The following is a 17,826-nucleotide window of genomic DNA, read 5'->3' as shown; positions in this document are numbered from 1 at the left end:
GCAATAATTAATACAAGTTAAAAATTCCAAAAACTGATATTTATTACAACTTTCAAAAAAATTAATAGAGATAATGGGGGCAGAAGAAATCTAAAAATTTGCGCTCGGAGACGGATAATGGTAGCGATCGCAGAGAACGTTCAACATCGGCTAACTATACAAACTGTAGAAATTGCCCCTAATACAACAGCGATTCGCTCTCTTGATTGGGATCGCGATCGCTTCGATATCGAATTCGGACTGCAAAATGGTACAACCTACAATTCATATCTCATTAGGGGCGAACAAACAGTTTTAATTGATACTTCTCACCAGAAGTTTCGCCAGCTGTATTTAGACACCTTAAAAAGTCTTGTTAATCCCAAGACAATAGATTACATAATTGTTAGTCACACAGAGCCAGATCATAGCGGCTTAGTGGAAGATGTGCTTCAGTTAGCGCCGAGAGCCACTGTTTTGGCTTCTAAAGTTGCGTTGCAATTTTTGGAAGGTTTAGTACACGATCCATTTTCCAAACGGATTGTTAAAAGTGGCGATCGCATAGATATTGGCAAAGGACACGAAATCGAATTCGTGAGTGCGCCTAATCTGCACTGGCCGGACACAATCTTTAGCTACGACCGTAAAACCCAAATCATCTATACCTGTGATGCCTTTGGGATGCACTTTTGTGACAATCGCACCTTTGACGAAGATTTAGAAGCCATCGAAGCTGACTTTAGATTTTACTACGACTGCTTGATGGGCCCCAACGCTCGTTCTCTGCTGAATGCCATGAAGAGAATGGGTGAATTAGGGAAAATTAATATTATCGCCAACGGTCACGGCCCATTACTGTATCACCATCTAGACGTTCTCACTGGATGTTACGAAACTTGGAGCCAAAGACAAGCCAAAGCAGAAACAACAGTTGGCTTATTCTTTGTTTCAGATTACGGACATGCTGAACGCCTTGGTCATGCAATTGCCGAGGGAATTCAGAAAACAGGAGTTGGGGTAGAAGTCTTAGATCTGAGTACAGCCCAAAGCCAAGAAATTCAAGAGCTAGCTGGTAGAGCCTCTGGCATCATTATTGGTATGCCACCAAGCACCAGCGCCGCCGCTCAAGCTAGCATCAGTTCCCTATTAGCGGTAATTCGCAACAAGCAAGTGGTTGGGCTATTTGAATGCTATGGCGGAGATGATGAACCCATTGATACACTGCGGAGAAAATTCATCGACTTGGGTGTGAAAGAAGCCTTCCCTGCCATTCGCATTAGAGAAGCTCCCACCGCATCGACATTCCAACTGTGTGAAGAAGCCGGTACAGACTTGGGTCAATTGCTGGTGCGCGATCGCAACATCAAGCAAATCAAATCCATCGATGTGAACCTGGAAAAAGCCCTGGGTCGGATTAGCAACGGACTATACATCGTCACCGCCAAAAAAGGTGACGTTAGCAGCGCCATGCTAGCCTCCTGGGTATCGCAAGCAAGCTTGCAACCATTGGGATTCACAATTGCCGTAGCCAAAGACCGCGCCATTGATTCCTTAATGCAAGTAGGCGATCGCTTCGTCCTCAACGTGTTGGAAGAAGGCAACTATCAAGAACTTAAAAAGCACTTCCTCAAACGCTTGCATCCTGGTGCTGACAGATTTGCCGGAGTGAAAACTCAAACTGCCAAAAACGGCTCCCCAATTCTCACCGATGCCTTAGCATACATGGAATGTGAAGTCCAGAGCAGTATGGAGTGCAGCGACCACTGGATTGTATACTGCACCGTCCAAGACGGTCGTGTCTCCAAAGCCGATGCATTGACAGCCATTCGTCATCGCAAAGTTGGAAATTATTACTAGGGAATAGGGAGTAGGGAGTAGCGAATAGGGATTAGGTACTGGGTACTGAAACAATTCTTCCCCATTCCCCTTTCCCCATTCCCCTTTCCCCTTTCCCCTTTTCTCCATCCAAAATTCTCCTACCTCACTCAACACCTATGATCAATTCCAAGCCACGCGACGTACAAGTTTTACCAATTGCTACAAATAGTAAGGCTCTCAGGGCACGTAGTTGGTCACGTCTGCGGTTTGAAATTGAATACGCACTTGAAAGAGGTACTACCTCCAATTGCTATTTAATTGAAGCTGATAAAACCGCACTCATCGATCCACCGCCAGAAAGCTTTACGGAAATTTATTTAGAAGCATTGCGGCAAACTTTAGATTTGACACGTTTAGATTACGTAATCTTAGGTCATTTTAATCCCAATCGAGTTGCAACCCTCAAAGCAATTTTAGAATTAGCACCACAAGTAACTTTTGTTTGTTCTCTTCCTGGTGCTAACAATTTGCGTGCTGCTTTCTTAGACCGGGATTTGCAAGTCTTGGTGATGCGGGGGAAAGAAACTCTGGATTTGGGCAAAGGTCATGTTTTAAAATTCCTTCCTATTCCTAGTCCGCGCTGGCCGGAAGGACTTTGTACCTACGACCAACAAACTCAAATTCTCTACACAGATAAGTTGTTTGCAACTCATATCTGTGGGGATGAAGCCTTTGACGATAATCCTGAGGCCCTTAAAGAAGACCAGCGTTATTACTTTAACTGTCTGATGGCTCCCCAAGCTCGTCACGTGCAAGCGGCTTTGGAGAAAATATCAGACTTGCAAGTGAGAATGTATGCTGTGGGTCACGGGCCAATAGTACGCACCGGCTTAATCCAGCTGACTAAAGCTTATGGAGAATGGAGTTGTTCTCAAAACGATCGCGAAATTTCCGTGGCTTTACTTTATGCTTCGGCTTACGGAAACACAGCGACTTTAGCACAAGCCATCGCCCTGGGACTGACCAAAGGCGGAGTGGCGGTGAAATCAATTAACTGCGAATTTGCCACCCCTGATGAAATTCGCATTAACTTACAAGAGTCAGATGGTTTTATCATCGGTTCTCCCACCATCGGCGGTCATGCACCAACTCCCATTCATACTGCTTTAGGTATTGTGTTATCGAGTGGTGACAACAGCAAACTGGCTGGGGTGTTTGGTTCCTACGGCTGGAGTGGCGAAGCATTCGATTTAATTGAAGGTAAACTCCGGGATGCTGGATATCGTTTGGGATTTGAGACTCTGAAGGTGAAATTTAAGCCTGATGATGTGACTCTCAAATTCTGTGAAGAAGTAGGTACAGATTTTGCCCAAGCCTTGAGAAAGGCGAAAAAAGTGCGCGTACCCCAACAAGCTGCAACTCCAGTGGAACAAGCTGTGGGTCGAATTGTTGGTTCCGTTTGCGTGCTGACAGCAAAGCAAGGAGAAGTATCTACTGGAATGCTAGGCGCTTGGGTTTCTCAAGCTACCTTTAATCCACCTGGAATTACTGTAGCGATCGCCAAAGATCGAGCAATGGAATCTTTAATGTATTCTGGTGGTAAATTTGCCTTAAATATTCTACCTGAAGGCAATCATCAAGATTACATAAAGCATTTCCGTAAATCTTTTGCCCCTGGAGAAGACCGATTTGCCAACTTTAGCACAGCAGTTGCAGATAACGGCTGTACTGTTCTTACCGACGCTTTGGCATATTTGGAATGCTCAGTTAACCAACGTATGGAATGCGGCGACCACTGGGTTGTATATGCAACTGTAGATGAAGGTAAGTTGCTCAAACCTGATGCTGTAACTGCTATCAACCATCGTAAAACCGGCACTCATTACTAAAGTGTTGGGCATTTTTGTTGATTGTTGACGGTTGACGGTTGACTGTTAACCGTCAACATATATATATGGGGGCGAAGGTTTGTTCGCCCCCATTATGGTTTATTTTGATAATCGTTGCCAAGATAGTTTCTTTGTTTGTTCGTCCCAATGCCAGCGTAATAAATTGGCGGTTTGAGCCGGGGCAATTCCTGGTAAACCAATTGCTTTTCTAGGTGCATTGGTAGCTAATAAAATCGCACTTTCTACATCGCAAATTCCCCACTTTAACAAATTCTCGACTCCCACTAATAACGGTAAAGTGGTTCCTGATAATGTGCCGTCTGGTAGTCGTGCTGTACCATTTTTGACTTCAATTTGTCGGCTGTCCCAAGGATATACCCCATCGGGTAATCCCAGAGGTGCAAGGGCATCGCTCACCAAAAACAGCCCTTTTTCTCCATCGCTGGCGCGCAGTAAAATTTGCAGCATGATGGGTGAAACATGCTCTCCATCGGCAATAAAACCACACATAACATTAGGATGAGTAATTGCTGCCCCTAGTAACCCAGGTTGGCGATGATGTAGTGGTGGCATAGCATTAAAGGCGTGGGTTACCATCGTTGCGCCTAGTTCAAAGGCACGTTGCGCTTCCGTTGCCGTCGCCTGGGAATGTCCTAAACTAATGGTAATTCCCAAAGAACGCAAATATGGAATAACTTCACCACTAGGATCTAATTCCGGTGCTAAGGTGATAACTTTGACAAAAGAGGCATAATCTCCCAAAACCCGCTTTACCTCTTCAATGGTGAGGGGTAAGAGATACTCTTGTGGGTGTGCGCCGCGTTTCTGGAAATTCAAAAATGGCCCTTCTAGATGTACTCCGAGAATTTTGGCGGATGACTTTGCCCCCAAACTGGATTTTTCAATAAAATTAGCGATGACTGCAAGCGATCGCTGAATATTTTCCACCGAAGTTGTCACAAGTGTTGGTAAAAATCCATCTACTCCTACATCCCACAAATATTGCGTTATTTTTTCCAACAAATGAGCGTTTTCAGTCTTCAAATCAGGAAATGCCAATCCCAAAGCACCGTTAATTTGTAAATCAACGCCGCCAACAGAAATCCAATCACCTGCTACATTTAGTAGGGGCGTAGAGCTGTGCGCCTCTGAAGTATTCATTGGTAAGATTTGCTCAATTATTCCCTGTTGATTAATCAAGAGCATTTGCAAATCTTTGTAAGTGGGCACTCTAGCATTGATAATTTTTAGGGCACTTTGTATTGCTTGAGTCATCACATCCGCGAGAATATAGCTAAATCTGATTGTAAAAGGGACTAGGGAGATGAGGGAGACAAGGGGACAACGAGAATAATTCCTCAGTCAACAGTCAACAGTCAACACTCCCAATGCCCAATAACTAATGACTAATTCTATGACTCCTTTAGTAGGTATTATCATGGGCAGTGATTCTGATTTGCCCACCATGAAAGATGCGATCGCAGTTTGTGAGGAATTTGGTGTTGAAACTGAAGTGGCGATAGTTTCGGCTCATCGTACCCCAGAACGTATGGTGGAATATGCTAAACTCGCACACCAACGCGGTATTAAAGTAATTATTGCTGGTGCTGGTGGTGCGGCTCATCTACCTGGAATGGTAGCTTCTTTAACTCCTCTTCCTGTCATCGGTGTTCCTGTAGCTACCCGTAACTTGCAAGGTTTGGATTCTTTGTATTCAATAGTACAAATGCCTGCTGGTATTCCTGTAGCAACAGTGGCCATCGGTAATGCCAAAAATGCTGGACTTTTAGCAGTACAAATACTGGCCACAGTACAACCACAATTGCTGGCAAAAGTCCAACAATATCGCCAAACTTTATCTGAATCAGTACTCGCTAAGCAAGCCAAACTAGAAGAACTCGGTTATGAAAAATATTTACAGCAGTAGCGATTGTTGATACTAGGTTAAATGGGTGGGATAATTACTAAGTTTCTACTTCCTGCCAGCCTTTGATAGCTCCTACAATAAAAGCGCCTGCGGGGTTATCAATCGCTTTCTCAAAAGCAGCTAAACCACCTTCTTTAATAGCATTTATGACTCGCTGTTTTAAAGTTGGGTCATTTTCAATTTGTTCTATGGCTTTTGCAGCTATTACCATTTGTTATGATGTGGTAATAATAGGGTAAGATGTACATTTTCCAAAAAACGGTGTCATAGACTACTATTTTTGAGCGATCGCAGAACTTTTCGGTCTACTGACTATATATCAAACCTTTTATGCTTTTCTAAGTTATCCATTTGTGTATTGACTTTTTGCAGGAGTTCTAAAGCGGGTCGCGATACTTCACGATCCATACTTAAGGTCAACAAACAACCAGGACACTTGAAGTCTGCCTGAGAGAGTAAACTATATATCGACATTTCTATAAAAAAACCGCATTCAGGACATGGGATTCCAGGGGTGCGCTGCTGTTTCCCTTGGTTCTCTTCTCTTTGTTTCATTGGCTTAATTTTCTCAATTAATTATTGGTTATCTGGACAACAGGGATTTTTTACGCAACTTAGGTCACACTTTCCGCTTTTTCCTCTGTTGCACTGGCTCCTATGGTAGTAGATTTTTTGTTGCTACTAACATCCGTAACATTAGTACTATTTTCAAACACTCTCATCAACCTGATCATTCCAATTGGTAAATCTGCTTGCTTCATTTTCACAGTCACCTTCATATTTGCATCGACGGATGGGATAGGTTTTCCATCCTCGGATTTTCCTGCTGCTGGGGCTAATCGTGCCTTCATGCCCTCATAGGGGGGATTAGCGGTCGGGTTGCTTTGATCCGCTTCAGTTCGAGTTTTATTCGGGTCAAACGACTCTGGAAGTTTGGGGGGAACTTCTGTAAAAACGCGAATGTTAAATTCAAACTCTGCGGTGTCAATCTGTAGCAGTGGTAGGGGAATAAGTGACAATAGAGGAACTTCTACACAATATTCCCGACCAGCTTGCTCGTACCGAAAAGTCACCATTTTGAAGCTGCGTCCTGGCTTTTTAATCTGCCTTTCCGTCATCTCTCCTGTGGTGGTTTCATTTTCCTCTTCCAACCCATATTTGTGGAAAAACTCCACAAATTTGACACCTGCATCAAAGTCAGCCGAGAGTGTAGCAATCAGAGGTCCAGCAATAAGCTCTCGAAAACTAAGAACTGAATCTTCTTCTAATGCCATAATCTATTTTCTTGTATAACTTATTATGATTTTTTCTCTTTCAATGCTTTGCGTAAGCGGATTTTTGGAAAAACATTAACAGGAAAACTAATCAATCGTTTTGATAACACCAGTACTAACTATTCAGTGACTTTTTGTAAACTTTGACCAGACTCGGCGATCATCCATCGGTAGCTCTGCAAACCTGCCTTAATTTTTAGAGTTGAAACCATGTCAATTGGCAAATCCTTTAAGGTTGCTGGATTAACAACAATATCTGCATTAGGAACACCTGGCATTACAACAAGTAGAGATTTTACATAACTGCTAGTACTATATTTATCAATTATCTGATTGAACGAATTCTCAATATTTATCCTAATGGAATCCATGTCTTTGTCTGTTTTATCAAAAGCTTTTTTTGTTAAATCTAATAATTTTTTAAAATCCTCATGTGCTAGGACACCTTTCTGTAGAACAGCTAAAATTATTTGTTTTAAATCAGACTCACTTACCCATTTTTTGTTTCGTAAATATTGCTTCTTGCCTTGTTCAAAAATCGATTCATTCATAAGTGTAATTAAAGCATTTTTATACGAATCTCCTTCTATTTTTAAGTCTAACTCTTGCCAGTACTTGATTGCCTCTTCGCGTTCATTATTAGGCTGTGATGATGCTGCTTTTTCAGATGGTATCAAGGTAGGGAGAGCTTGGGGGGTTGCAGTAGTCTCAGCGTTGCGTGCAGGTATATTGAGAGCGTGAATAACTTTTTTTACTTCTTCTAGTGCTTCGTTAACTATTTTAGTCGCAAGTTCTATACACTTTGCTTGTGTACCCTCAATATCTAAGGCAGTCTTATTTTCATTTAATTTTTCAACTGCAAATTTTAGATCTAGTTCGATTTCCTGCAATATTCCAGACGGAACTTGAAAATTTCCTAAAATATTATCTTTTTCAGATTCGTACTTGTTGTACTTACGACTGAGCTGGCTTGAATATTCATTTGCTAAATCTTGAGCCGTTGTTAAATCATTCAATATTGCCGCAACAAGTTGGCTAAGTAACATCTTTCCACTTCTCCAATTTGGTAAAACGATAACCCAGCCCAAAAAGCTGGGTTTCAAATAAGCAATAGAAACAAGCACTAAATTACTACTAATTTCACAAATTTCTATTTATTTTTAGTATTTATGCTTGTTTTAGCAATTTTGGAATAGTCACTGGTATCCTTTTCTTAACAGCAGCAAATGTTACCTCTAATTCCAGAGTTTTTTCAGATGTATCATTTGTAGTAGGAGTTGCAGGGGGGGTGAACTTGACTGTAAATTCTACCTCTCCATCTGCATTACTTGGCGGAATAGTCGTAGGTTCTATTGCAAAGGTATATGGAGTTGTCGGCGTTTGATCTGGTAATGTTACTGTAATTGTTTTACCAGATGCACGCTTACCTTGGTTATCATAGACCGTAGCTGTAAATCGAATAGTGCGTTCTGTAGATGGATCGGTTATGGCTAGTCTTTCAGGCGTTAAACGAAAAGTTTCTTTTGCTTCTGTTGGTGCGATGCTCTGTTCTAAGATATTGAGAACCTTCGCTAGTCCAGCTGGCATACTTTCTTGCTTTGCATGAATATGAACGTCCATAGTGTACTCAACGGAGTACTTGGAGTCCTGTGTTGCCTTAGAATCTTTTTTACTCGAATAACTGGCTTCAAAGTGAGCTTTAGCCGAAAAAGGTCCGTAGCCAATGGATGCGTCTAAACCTCCACTCGCTTTTGTTTCTGATGAACTAGAATCTTCTTGGTGTGTTGATGCCGCAGCACTGATGCTGGCTTTAAAATTAATATCTACCTCATCTACTGCTAAATAAGGAATAGGAACAATTGTTAACAAAGGAACCATCAGTTTGGTTTCTCTGCCATCAACATAGTAAATAAACTCTACTTGGATAGGGCGGCGATTTTCAGCAGGTCCTGTTAAGCCAACATTCTGGATAAAATCTACTGTCGATTTTGCAGCATTGACTTGAGCTTCAATGGCTGCATTTAAAGGTCCTCCCATCAATGAAGAGAATGGAATACCTTGTAAAGCGCTTGTTGCTACAGTTGAAGGAGTTGTATCAATTGGCATTGCTGTTTTACCAGTTCCTTTTTTTGCTTTGTATTTTTAAGACGCTTTGAGTAGGCAACTTCTGAATTTTTTGAATTAAAGTTCTTTTTTTACAGCTTGAGAAACTTCTGAACGTTTGAGCGTCTTTTCATCCTCAAACTATACCAAGCGCGATGGCTCTCCTTTGTCCCCAGTTCAACTAAAAAGCGATCGCCTCCCCCAAACAAGAAAAGCGATCGCCTTCCCCAAACAAGAGATGCGATCGCACCCCTTGATCTCCATCTCAATCAAAAAGCGATCGCTTTTCTGCAATTAAAAGGAGGATCGATTGCCACCCTAACTGCCTAACAATTATCCTGAAAAGCGATCGCTTCATAATTCAACTTTCTGCCAGTTGCCTAGTAGAGTTTGTGAACTCACGCTAGAGCTCGCAGCCCATACAGTTGCTTCGGGGAAGTCTTTTTTTACTGTCTCTGCAAAGTTCTTGTAGCCAAGGTATGCTTGTTGTTCATCTGATGCGGTAGAGCAGGCTAGAATGTATACTATTTTCTTTGTTTTCCAATCTAGATCCTGTGTTTTAAAATCGTCTTTATATCGAGACCAAACTTTAAATCCGCTTAAACTATCGCCAGACCCATGACCTACAATCACCAATACTTCTTGGTCTTGACCTCCATTTCCCTCTAATAACGTATTAGAAGGAGTTATGAATCTGTAGTGTCCATTAGGTGACGTAATGACTCCTACGTTACCTTGAATCACTGAATTCACTGCTTGATTAACAGCCGTATCTTCGCTTTCGGTGGTTATGATGTCGTACATAATAAATCTCCTCAGTTTGGTTTTTTGATGGAACAATAAAGCCAACACTTAATGTAGAAGAGACGATTCCAGAAAGCAATTTCTGAATTTTCGATTTCCTTCTTTCCTGTAATTTTCAATTGCACCTTCTGACTTAACTCCTGTTTCCCTACCGATTCCCAAATTCCACAGCATAGCTGTGAGCCTTGGCTAAGGGATCGCCAAAAGTTACTTTTGGGATAAGGTTAATTTGAGAAAGTGTAACTCAAAAGAAACGAACCCTCATCATTAAACCTCTTGCATAAATATTTTTTTTGCCTCCCGAAAAGGCGCAAAGGCGCAAAGAAGAATACCAAAAAACTGACTTTTGCAAGAGGTCTATTATCCCTGATAGAACCTTGACAAAAGATTGAAAATAAGGGAGACGATGCAAAGGAGGAGAGCGGGACGATCGCACAAACATAAATTCTCGCGCAACTTTCCCCACCTGATGCCGTTGTTGCCTCCACAGCACCACCTCAACGTACCGAGAACCATCACTGTTCAGGTCTAACTTCCCCTCAGAAGTCGCTGCAACCCTTACCAACTCAGACTGCTGCACATCAGGCACAACTTCCTGCGCTTCCTCACCCCCAACAATCTCTACTTCCTTCACCGTCTCCCCTTCCGCTTCAACTCCCCCATTCCCATCGGATATTTCCCCTATTTCCGACTCAGTTGCAGTCGGTGTCACAGATTTATCCCTATCCGTCCCCTCCTCCCCGATAAAATATCCCCTCAACTCCCGTTGCAAAATCTTCCGCGCTTGGGAAATCCGCTTGCAGACATTCTGATAAGAAATATTTTGTTGTTCGGCAATCTCTGGATAAGAAAGTTCTTGATAAAAGTGCAGAATAAACGTCTCGCGCAGCCTTGTTGGTAAGTTATAAATAGCCCGACGAATCACCCTCTTTCTCTCGTCAGTCTCCATCGCACTGTCTGGCGTATTTTCAAAATCAACCATTCCTTGCTCCTCACTCCTTACGTAAACTTCTATATCCTCAACTCTATTCGCCCCCCGACTGCGTTCTCGATGAATATCCACGCAAAGATTCCGAGTCAGCGTCACCAGCCAAGCTTTAAAATTAGTAATTTCCCCCGCATACTTTTGCGCCTTCTTCCAAGCTTTCAGCATCGACCGACTGAGGGCGTCTTCCGCATCCGTTGGGTTTCCACCCATCCACTTGAGACAGCAACGATAAAGATAATCTCGATACTGTTGCCATTGCAGCCAAAAAATCACACTGAAATTATCAGAACAACTACGCTCTGATGAGGAAAAAACTGCTGGAGAAACTACCATAACGTGACAACTCAACAATTTAATCAATTTGATTGATTTAAAAACTCTGCCAGAACTTTGTTTGACATAATTATGCATTCTTGATTTTGTATGCATCTACCTACTTATGAATAGGCAGATAATTTTATAGAGACATTCTCAATATGTCCTTTATCACTAGCAGCAACAACGGAAATACACGAACTTAAGACCAAAGTTAATAACTTAGTAATCTAGATTTTTAGACTAAACAAAAATTCGCTATCGCTATTACGCTGTCATCCCAACCGATTGCGATCGCCATCAGAGATTTACTCAATTCCTGCTTGAATCGAAAAACCCGCCCAATCTGAGTACAATCGGATTAAATTCAGGCAAGCATGACCGTCCATGAGACCAACAACCGATATTCGTAGAAAAGCGATGTCTACGACGGGCTACGCCTACGCACTGATTAAGCAGTTATCTCCAGAAAAGTTAACTGTCGTCGTTGAATTATTAGAGTTTCTGTCGGAGTCTCAGCCCTTCAATACCGCCTGAGTCAGTTCTTAGAGCATCTCCCCAGGAAAATCTAGTTTCTGCGGCGCAAAGACGAATAGTAGCCAGCAGAAGCGATCGCTTCCCAATTCCAGCAACAGCGATCGCTATTCAAAAGCTGAATTACGAAAATACAACACAAAAGAAAGGCATCGCCAACTAAATCCAATCCGTAAAATTACTTAATGTTGGTGGGAGAATAAAGCAGGTAACATAAAATTAGCTGGATAAATTTACTTCACTTAGTCTTGTAAAACTTACCTGATTTCAGACTGAAATAGTTCTTAATATCTGTGTTTCCTATCATAATTCTTAAAAAAATTGTTTGAATAGGTACAGTTTTGACAATTAAGACTCGATTGAGTTGTAGATAATTTTATAGCTTTGGCAGCTGAAGTTATTTACTGCTGACTTGTGCCAGTCATCTCCTGTTTGTTGGTGTATCTTAACGATGCACTACAGACGTTCATGCCTATCCATAAAAAATACATTTGTCACCTCCAACATTCCCCATGAAATCACAACAAAGAAGCCGCAGACGTGGTGTAATCCTAACGCCCCAAGGATTGCAGAAACTCCAAGATGCAAAATCTCAATCAGAAAGTAATGAAAATTTCGATAAACATTATACCCGTGAAGCTTTAGGCTTTCGCATGGGGTTAGATCCAGATACGGTAGCAAAGGTATTTGCCTGTGAAATAGGAGTAGATCGGCAAACCCTGAATTATTGTTTCCAAGCATTCAAACTACAACTAGAACCTAACGACTATCAGTTAGCCAATCCAGATATCAACCCGCAGGAAGACAACAGAAAAATTCCAAATCGAATTGATTGGGGAGAAGCACCAGATGTATCCCTTTTTTACGGACGTACAGAAGAACTGGCAACCCTAAAGCACTGGATTTTAGCTGAGTCTACCCCAGAGCAACCAATACCCTGCCGTCTCATCACACTATTAGGTATGGGTGGTATCGGCAAAACCTGGCTATCGGTAAAGCTCGCTCAACAACTTCACAATCAGTTTGAGTTCGTGATTTGGCGATCGCTCCTTCCGGCTCCTTCAGTCAACGATCTCCTTGCAGACTTAATCTCCGTCCTATCCGATGGGAAAGAAACCGATCTACCAGAATCATTCAATCACAGAATTTCACGACTGATTCATTATCTGCAACATCATCGTTGTTTACTAGTTTTAGATGGTGCTGATAGATTTCTCCAAGAATGTGCAGCCACAGAAATCACCTGTCGAAATTGCATCTGGCTCCACCACACAACCGTCGGGGAATACTGTGAATTATTTAGGAGAGTGGGAGAAGCTACCCATCAAAGTTGCTTAATCTTAACTAGTCGGATCAAATCCCATGAGATCGCTCCGCTTGAAGGAAATACAACACCTGTGCGAGTATTTTCTCTCCAAGGATTACAGGTTACAGACATACAAGAACTTTTGAAAACAAAAGGAACCTTTAGAGGAACGCCAGACGACTGGAATCGATTAATCGAATCCTATGCAGGAAATCCCCATATACTAAACCGCATTGCCATAACGATTCAAAGGTTATTTGATGGTAGTATTACTGAATTTTTAAAACAAAAAGTTACACTTTTCGGTACAATTCTCAACGATTTAGATCCAGAATTTGAACACCTATCGGATGTAGCTAAAGCAACGATTCAATGCATGGTACTCGATCGTCAACCCATTTCTTTTTCACAGCTACGAACAAAGATGCCATCCTCAGTTTCATCCCAAGAACTACTGGAAACCTTAGAACTACTGCAAGGGCGATCGTGGATTGATGCCAAATCGGGTTTGTTTTCCCTGCAACCGATGATGATTGAATATGTCAAATCTTTTATTATTGATGAAAAGATTGCCAAATTTCAGCCAAACGCATTTCTGGATCAAGAACATCAACGTCAGGTAGCAAGCTAGTAGTACGCCAAGGCAACTTGGCTCTTTAAAGGTGAAGGGGGAAAGGGACTCATGTTTTTTATGCCTTTCCCTTTTCCCTTTAACCTTTACCCAACCTCCACCTAACATTTTTGAGTTGGCAGACTACTATAAGTGTCAGGACGATCGGAAAATAGGGCTTTTAGCGATCGCAAATAACTGTCCAGTTAAGTCTAGACTTAAGTAGTTTTGGATAGGTTTAACAGAGCGGTTTCATACATATTGAATATCGTGTATTCCGCATAACTTTAAAAGTAACGAGTAATTAATTTTTCGTATCAAAACTTAATTAAATATAAATTTGTCTAATTATAATACCGGAAAATACGTAACTGCAAAGGATATAGTTGCTTTATTTGTTTTAGCGAAAGCTATGTTGCCATCAAAATCCTAGAAAAATGTATTCAATAATACAGTTTTTTGGTTCAAGTAAATAGACAATCAATCAAATTTATACATTTCAGGTATAAATTTACCAAAGTGCAGCGAGATGTTGTTGAGCTATCGATCAACATCGGCGATCGCTTTTCCAGCAGCAAAAAGTGAGCAATGAATAACCGTATTCAACCCTGGTATCGCCTAATGGCGCTAGGTATCGGTTCAATGGTATTTGCAGTTTTAGCGCCGACAGTTGTCCAGGCGGCAGATCCTCCTACTGTGCAATCTTTATCGGAAACGACGACAAAGCTGCAAATTTCCATTGATACTACCTGGGTATTATTATCTGGTTTTTTAGTATTCTTTATGCAAACTGGGTTTGCCATGTTAGAAGCAGGTTTGCTGCGGCAAAGAAGTGTAGTTAATGCCTTATTGGAAAACTTCATTAATGCTGCTGTAACCATTTTGACATGGTGGGCTATCGGCTTTGGTATTGCCTTTGGTACGAGTTTTGGCGGTTTGTTTGGCATAGATACCTTCTTCCTCAGTCAGTTACCAGCTGCTGATGGTAGTTATCCATTAGGGGCACCTGGTTCCACAGCCGCCATCAATACCTATACCTTGTTCTTCTTTCAATTCGCTTTTGCTGCTACTGCTACTACCATTACCACCGGTTCAATGGCCGGAAGAACGGATTTTATTGGTGATTTAATTTACAGTGCCATCATGGGTGGAATTAGCTACCCGATCGTAGTTCATTGGGCTTGGAACGCTAACGGCTGGTTAACCAAGTTGTACTATCATGATTTTGCCGGTAGTTCCGTTGTTCACACCGTGGGTGGCTGGACAGCTTTGATTGGTGCTTATTTACTCGGCCCCCGTCCCGGTCGTCCGCCTTGGGGCACACTACCGCCAGCCCATAATTTGGGATTGGCAACTCTGGGAACGATGATTTTATGGTTTGGCTGGTACGGATTCAACCCTGGTTCAACTCTCAGCACAGCTAATCCAGGATTAATGGGTTTAGTAACAATTAATACTACATTAGCCGCTAGCACAGCGGCACTGGCAACGATCGTTTTCCAATACATCCGCACAGGGAAATGGGATTTGGTTTATTGTCTCAATGGTTCTTTGGCTGGATTGGTAGGAATTACAGCACCTTGCGCTTTTGTTGCTCCTTGGGCAGCAGTTTTGATTGGTTTGACGGGTGGTATTTTGGTTGTACTGGGAATAGATTTTATCGAGTCAGTCCACATCGACGATCCGGTAGGGGCGTTTTCTGTACACGGTATCAATGGCATGATGGGTACTCTCTCAATAGGCTTGTTCGGTCAAGCAGAACTGACGCTGAACAAAAAGGCAGGATTATTTTTAGGTGGTGGCTTTGATTTGCTGGCGATACAACTTTTGGGGTTAGTGGCGATCGCAATTTTCACCATTGGCTTTGCCTTTTTAATGTATGGTGGTCTCAAAGCAATGGGACGCTTACGTGTCAATCCCCAAGCCGATGGCATCGGTATTGATATTTACCAACACGGTGCTTCACTGTGGCCGGATGTTTATGCAATAACAGAAGCAGAAAAAAAAGCTACTCAGACTTCTGAAATTAACACTTTTGAGAAGGAATAGAGCATATTTTTATTTGAGTGATTTATTAAGTATAGAAATTCGATTTGATTCGGAGAACCACACCTACAGACTCTTAACAACTAAAAAGAAATAAATGACAATCATAAGCTTACAGGCCTGTTACTTGCCACACATGTGACAATCTTTTTTTGGGGTCGTTAAAGATTAAGTAAAGTAGAGTTTGTTGTTCGAGAAACAATATCTGAATTTCTGAAAAAGATATATGAAAAATCTTTACAAATGTACCACTATTTTTTTAAACTCCTACTAAGGATATTTGATTTTCTGTTTTGGAAACAAGTGGTCTCAAGGAAAAATATCAAAAATTGCTGAATTATAAGTTTACGCTTGAATTTTTTCCTATTTTGAACGATGTTTTGAAGGATGATGTTCAAATTCATGTACAAACAAAAATCGAACCCAAAAAGAAGGCATTTGTCTGTAAGAAATTACAGAGAATCTACACAATCAAATTCAAAAGTCAAGAAATTTTATTTAGCACTTGGGCGACTCACCCCAAGTTGGCAAGCTTGCTTACCTTTAGCTTGTTTGATTGTATTGGGTTGGGGTTATGCCGCAGTTGCCCAAACTCCAGCTGCCGGCCCGACTACAGCAGAATTGAAAATTGCTCTCGATACACTGTGGGTTGCGCTGGCAGCTTTTTTAGTATTTTTCATGAACGCTGGTTTTTGTATGTTAGAAACCGGCTTCTGTCGCCAGAAAAATGCAGTCAACGTTCTTGCTAAAAACTTGATTGTGTTTGCTTTAGCCACCGTTGCTTTTTGGGCAATTGGCTTTGGCTTAATGTTCGGTGATGGTAACCCTTTCTTTGGTCAAAGTGGGTTTTTCTTAGCAGGAGAAGATAGTAGTCCCACCACAGGAGATGCTTATAAAGGTATCTTCAGTGCCCTTAGTTGGGCTGGCGTACCCCTAGCAGCCAAATTTTTATTCCAGCTAGTATTTGCTGGAACCGCAGCAACAATTGTTTCGGGTGCAGTTGCTGAAAGAATTAAATTTGTTGGCTTCCTGATTTTCAGTCTCTTACTCGTAGGTATTTCCTATCCAATTACCGGACATTGGATTTGGGGCGGTGGTTGGCTCTCAAAAAGCGGTTTCTGGGATTTTGCTGGTTCTACGGTGGTTCACTCCGTCGGTGGCTGGGCAGCTTTGATGGGAGCAGCATTTCTTGGGCCCCGCATTGGTAAATATCAAGATAAGCAAGTTCTTGCCCTACCAGGACACAACATGAGTATTGCCACCTTGGGCTGTTTAATTCTTTGGTTGGGATGGTTTGGTTTCAACCCTGGTTCTGTAATGGCTGCCGATCCTAGTGCAATTACTCACATTGCTTTAACAACCAACATGGCTGGCGCAGTCGGTGGTATTGCTGCCACAATTACAGCTTGGCTTTACTTAGGTAAACCAGACTTGTCAATGATTATCAATGGTATTTTGGCTGGCTTAGTTGCAATTACAGCCCCTTGTGCTTTCGTCAATATTGGTAGTGCTTTCATCATCGGTTTAATTGCTGGAGTAATTGTAGTATTCTCTGTCACATTTTTTGACAAAATTGGTATTGATGACCCAGTGGGAGCTACCTCAGTTCACTTAGTTTGCGGTGTTTGGGGAACTCTAGCAATCGGTCTGTGGTCTGTTGGCCCTGGTGTTTACTCTTGGTATGGTGAGGGACTTGGCCCGGCAAAAGGTTTATTTGCAGGCGGTGGCCTTGGACAGTTGGGCGTTCAATTTTTGGGTGTAATCTCAGTAGGTGGTTTCACTGTTTTAGTAAGTAGCATTTTTTGGTTAGTTCTCAAAGCTACTTTAGGTATCAGAGTTTCCAAAGAAGAAGAATTAGAAGGTTTGGATATCGGCGAACATGGCATGGAAGCCTACAGCGGATTCTTGAAAGAAGCTGAGGCAACTGCATTTTCTGAAGGAGAAGGTTCCATCGGGAAATTTTGAACTTTCCCCTGATTAAAGTCGCAGAGATTATAAATTGTTACTACGAGGTGGGGCATAGGTGTGTATCTCGTAGTTTTTTTATGGTGCTGAATCAGGTAATACGGTTCAGTTAAGGAGATGTTGACTGTTCATTGTTGACTGTTGACGGTTCACAGTTAACACTCAACAATACTTAAAATTCCCTAAGTTTATACCGATTCAAAAAATGTTTGCGACAGATACCCCACCCGCCTGACGGCACCCTCCCCAAAGCATCGGGGAGGGTTGG

General features: G+C 41.9%; 17 protein-coding genes. 8 read left to right on the top strand and 9 right to left on the bottom strand.

Features of this window, described 5'->3' with window-relative positions; all coding sequences use genetic code 11:
• Positions 1-117 precede the first annotated feature (117 nt).
• Positions 118-1,836, top strand: coding sequence for a diflavin flavoprotein (locus GNE10_RS18545; protein WP_185566449.1), 1,719 nt, complete (start codon positions 118-120; stop codon positions 1,834-1,836).
• 137 nt (positions 1,837-1,973) lie between these two features.
• A complete protein-coding gene (locus GNE10_RS18540; protein ID WP_185566448.1) occupies positions 1,974-3,686 on the top strand; it encodes a diflavin flavoprotein in 1,713 nt (570 codons plus the stop codon).
• Between the two features lie 99 nt (positions 3,687-3,785).
• On the opposite strand, the gene nagA is transcribed toward GNE10_RS18540, so the two are convergent.
• Positions 3,786-4,961 carry an N-acetylglucosamine-6-phosphate deacetylase gene (gene nagA / locus GNE10_RS18535; protein WP_185566447.1) on the bottom strand — a complete coding sequence of 392 codons (1,176 nt, stop codon included), beginning with the start codon at positions 4,959-4,961 and terminating at the stop codon, positions 3,786-3,788.
• 139 nt (positions 4,962-5,100) lie between these two features.
• Between nagA and purE the strand changes: the two genes are divergently transcribed.
• Entirely contained in the window at positions 5,101-5,613 is a 513-nt protein-coding gene (gene purE / locus GNE10_RS18530; protein ID WP_185566450.1) for a 5-(carboxyamino)imidazole ribonucleotide mutase, read from the top strand.
• A 37-nt stretch (positions 5,614-5,650) separates the two neighbouring features.
• Here purE and GNE10_RS18525 read toward each other — a convergent pair whose 3' ends face one another.
• The 5 genes from GNE10_RS18525 to GNE10_RS18505 form a co-directional block, all read right to left on the bottom strand.
• Positions 5,651-5,824, bottom strand: coding sequence for a hypothetical protein (locus GNE10_RS18525; RefSeq protein WP_185566446.1), 174 nt, complete (start codon positions 5,822-5,824; stop codon positions 5,651-5,653).
• Between the two features lie 101 nt (positions 5,825-5,925).
• A complete protein-coding gene (locus GNE10_RS18520) occupies positions 5,926-6,168 on the bottom strand; it encodes a hypothetical protein (protein WP_185566445.1) in 243 nt (80 codons plus the stop codon).
• A gap of 59 nt (positions 6,169-6,227) precedes the next feature.
• The gene (locus tag GNE10_RS18515; protein WP_185566444.1) at positions 6,228-6,887 is read right to left on the bottom strand and encodes a DUF2589 domain-containing protein; all 660 of its coding nucleotides are present in this window, start codon (positions 6,885-6,887) and stop codon (positions 6,228-6,230) included.
• Positions 6,888-7,006: 119 nt separating this feature from the next.
• A complete protein-coding gene (locus GNE10_RS18510; RefSeq protein ID WP_185566443.1) occupies positions 7,007-8,011 on the bottom strand; it encodes a hypothetical protein in 1,005 nt (334 codons plus the stop codon).
• A 43-nt stretch (positions 8,012-8,054) separates the two neighbouring features.
• Complete coding sequence (locus GNE10_RS18505; protein WP_185566442.1) at positions 8,055-8,993, bottom strand: DUF2589 domain-containing protein; 939 nt, start codon at positions 8,991-8,993, stop codon at positions 8,055-8,057.
• Positions 8,994-9,108: 115 nt separating this feature from the next.
• Here GNE10_RS18505 and GNE10_RS18500 point away from each other — a divergent pair, with 115 nt between their 5' ends.
• A complete protein-coding gene (locus GNE10_RS18500) occupies positions 9,109-9,288 on the top strand; it encodes a hypothetical protein (protein WP_185566441.1) in 180 nt (59 codons plus the stop codon).
• A gap of 56 nt (positions 9,289-9,344) precedes the next feature.
• On the opposite strand, the gene GNE10_RS18495 is transcribed toward GNE10_RS18500, so the two are convergent.
• Together GNE10_RS18495 and GNE10_RS18490 are read right to left on the bottom strand one after the other, a co-directional pair.
• The gene (locus GNE10_RS18495; protein ID WP_185566440.1) at positions 9,345-9,794 is read right to left on the bottom strand and encodes a hypothetical protein; all 450 of its coding nucleotides are present in this window, start codon (positions 9,792-9,794) and stop codon (positions 9,345-9,347) included.
• A gap of 244 nt (positions 9,795-10,038) precedes the next feature.
• Positions 10,039-11,115 (bottom strand): sigma-70 family RNA polymerase sigma factor, encoded by a 1,077-nt coding sequence (locus GNE10_RS18490; RefSeq protein WP_185566439.1) that lies wholly within the window; start codon positions 11,113-11,115, stop codon positions 10,039-10,041.
• A 369-nt stretch (positions 11,116-11,484) separates the two neighbouring features.
• Here GNE10_RS18490 and GNE10_RS18485 point away from each other — a divergent pair, with 369 nt between their 5' ends.
• Positions 11,485-11,634 carry a hypothetical protein gene (locus GNE10_RS18485; protein WP_185566438.1) on the top strand — a complete coding sequence of 50 codons (150 nt, stop codon included), beginning with the start codon at positions 11,485-11,487 and terminating at the stop codon, positions 11,632-11,634.
• A gap of 31 nt (positions 11,635-11,665) precedes the next feature.
• On the opposite strand, the gene GNE10_RS36025 is transcribed toward GNE10_RS18485, so the two are convergent.
• On the bottom strand, positions 11,666-11,800 hold the full coding sequence (locus tag GNE10_RS36025) for a hypothetical protein (protein ID WP_260446924.1): 135 nt from the start codon (positions 11,798-11,800) through the stop codon (positions 11,666-11,668).
• Between the two features lie 343 nt (positions 11,801-12,143).
• Here GNE10_RS36025 and GNE10_RS18480 point away from each other — a divergent pair, with 343 nt between their 5' ends.
• The 3 genes from GNE10_RS18480 (at position 12,144) to GNE10_RS18470 (ending at position 17,558) form a co-directional block, all read left to right on the top strand.
• Positions 12,144-13,568: an NB-ARC domain-containing protein gene (locus tag GNE10_RS18480; RefSeq protein ID WP_185566437.1), complete on the top strand. Its 1,425-nt coding sequence runs from the start codon at positions 12,144-12,146 to the stop codon at positions 13,566-13,568.
• 567 nt (positions 13,569-14,135) lie between these two features.
• Positions 14,136-15,596, top strand: a complete 1,461-nt coding sequence (locus GNE10_RS18475) for an ammonium transporter (protein ID WP_185566436.1) — start codon at positions 14,136-14,138, stop codon at positions 15,594-15,596.
• A 399-nt stretch (positions 15,597-15,995) separates the two neighbouring features.
• The gene (locus tag GNE10_RS18470) at positions 15,996-17,558 is read left to right on the top strand and encodes an ammonium transporter (protein ID WP_185566435.1); all 1,563 of its coding nucleotides are present in this window, start codon (positions 15,996-15,998) and stop codon (positions 17,556-17,558) included.
• Positions 17,559-17,826 lie beyond the last annotated feature (268 nt).

It is taken from the genome of Nostoc sp. 2RC, assembly GCF_014222165.1.
Lineage (GTDB): Bacteria > Cyanobacteriota > Cyanobacteriia > Cyanobacteriales > Nostocaceae > Nostoc > Nostoc linckia.
This window is presented reverse-complemented; position numbering and strand designations above follow the sequence as displayed.

What these genes read in the sequence shown, in the direction of transcription:
- GNE10_RS18545 (WP_185566449.1), top strand. Translation starts at nt 118, where the DNA reads ATGGTAGCGATCGCAGAGAACGTTCAACATCGGCTAACTATACAAACT.
- GNE10_RS18540 (WP_185566448.1), top strand. Translation starts at nt 1,974, where the DNA reads ATGATCAATTCCAAGCCACGCGACGTACAAGTTTTACCAATTGCTACA.
- nagA (WP_185566447.1), bottom strand. Translation starts at nt 4,961, where the DNA reads ATGACTCAAGCAATACAAAGTGCCCTAAAAATTATCAATGCTAGAGTG.
- purE (WP_185566450.1), top strand. Translation starts at nt 5,101, where the DNA reads ATGACTCCTTTAGTAGGTATTATCATGGGCAGTGATTCTGATTTGCCC.
- GNE10_RS18525 (WP_185566446.1), bottom strand. Translation starts at nt 5,824, where the DNA reads ATGGTAATAGCTGCAAAAGCCATAGAACAAATTGAAAATGACCCAACT.
- GNE10_RS18520 (WP_185566445.1), bottom strand. Translation starts at nt 6,168, where the DNA reads ATGAAACAAAGAGAAGAGAACCAAGGGAAACAGCAGCGCACCCCTGGA.
- GNE10_RS18515 (WP_185566444.1), bottom strand. Translation starts at nt 6,887, where the DNA reads ATGGCATTAGAAGAAGATTCAGTTCTTAGTTTTCGAGAGCTTATTGCT.
- GNE10_RS18505 (WP_185566442.1), bottom strand. Translation starts at nt 8,993, where the DNA reads ATGCCAATTGATACAACTCCTTCAACTGTAGCAACAAGCGCTTTACAA.
- GNE10_RS18495 (WP_185566440.1), bottom strand. Translation starts at nt 9,794, where the DNA reads ATGTACGACATCATAACCACCGAAAGCGAAGATACGGCTGTTAATCAA.
- GNE10_RS18490 (WP_185566439.1), bottom strand. Translation starts at nt 11,115, where the DNA reads ATGGTAGTTTCTCCAGCAGTTTTTTCCTCATCAGAGCGTAGTTGTTCT.
- GNE10_RS18485 (WP_185566438.1), top strand. Translation starts at nt 11,485, where the DNA reads ATGAGACCAACAACCGATATTCGTAGAAAAGCGATGTCTACGACGGGC.
- GNE10_RS18480 (WP_185566437.1), top strand. Translation starts at nt 12,144, where the DNA reads ATGAAATCACAACAAAGAAGCCGCAGACGTGGTGTAATCCTAACGCCC.
- GNE10_RS18475 (WP_185566436.1), top strand. Translation starts at nt 14,136, where the DNA reads ATGAATAACCGTATTCAACCCTGGTATCGCCTAATGGCGCTAGGTATC.
- GNE10_RS18470 (WP_185566435.1), top strand. Translation starts at nt 15,996, where the DNA reads ATGTACAAACAAAAATCGAACCCAAAAAGAAGGCATTTGTCTGTAAGA.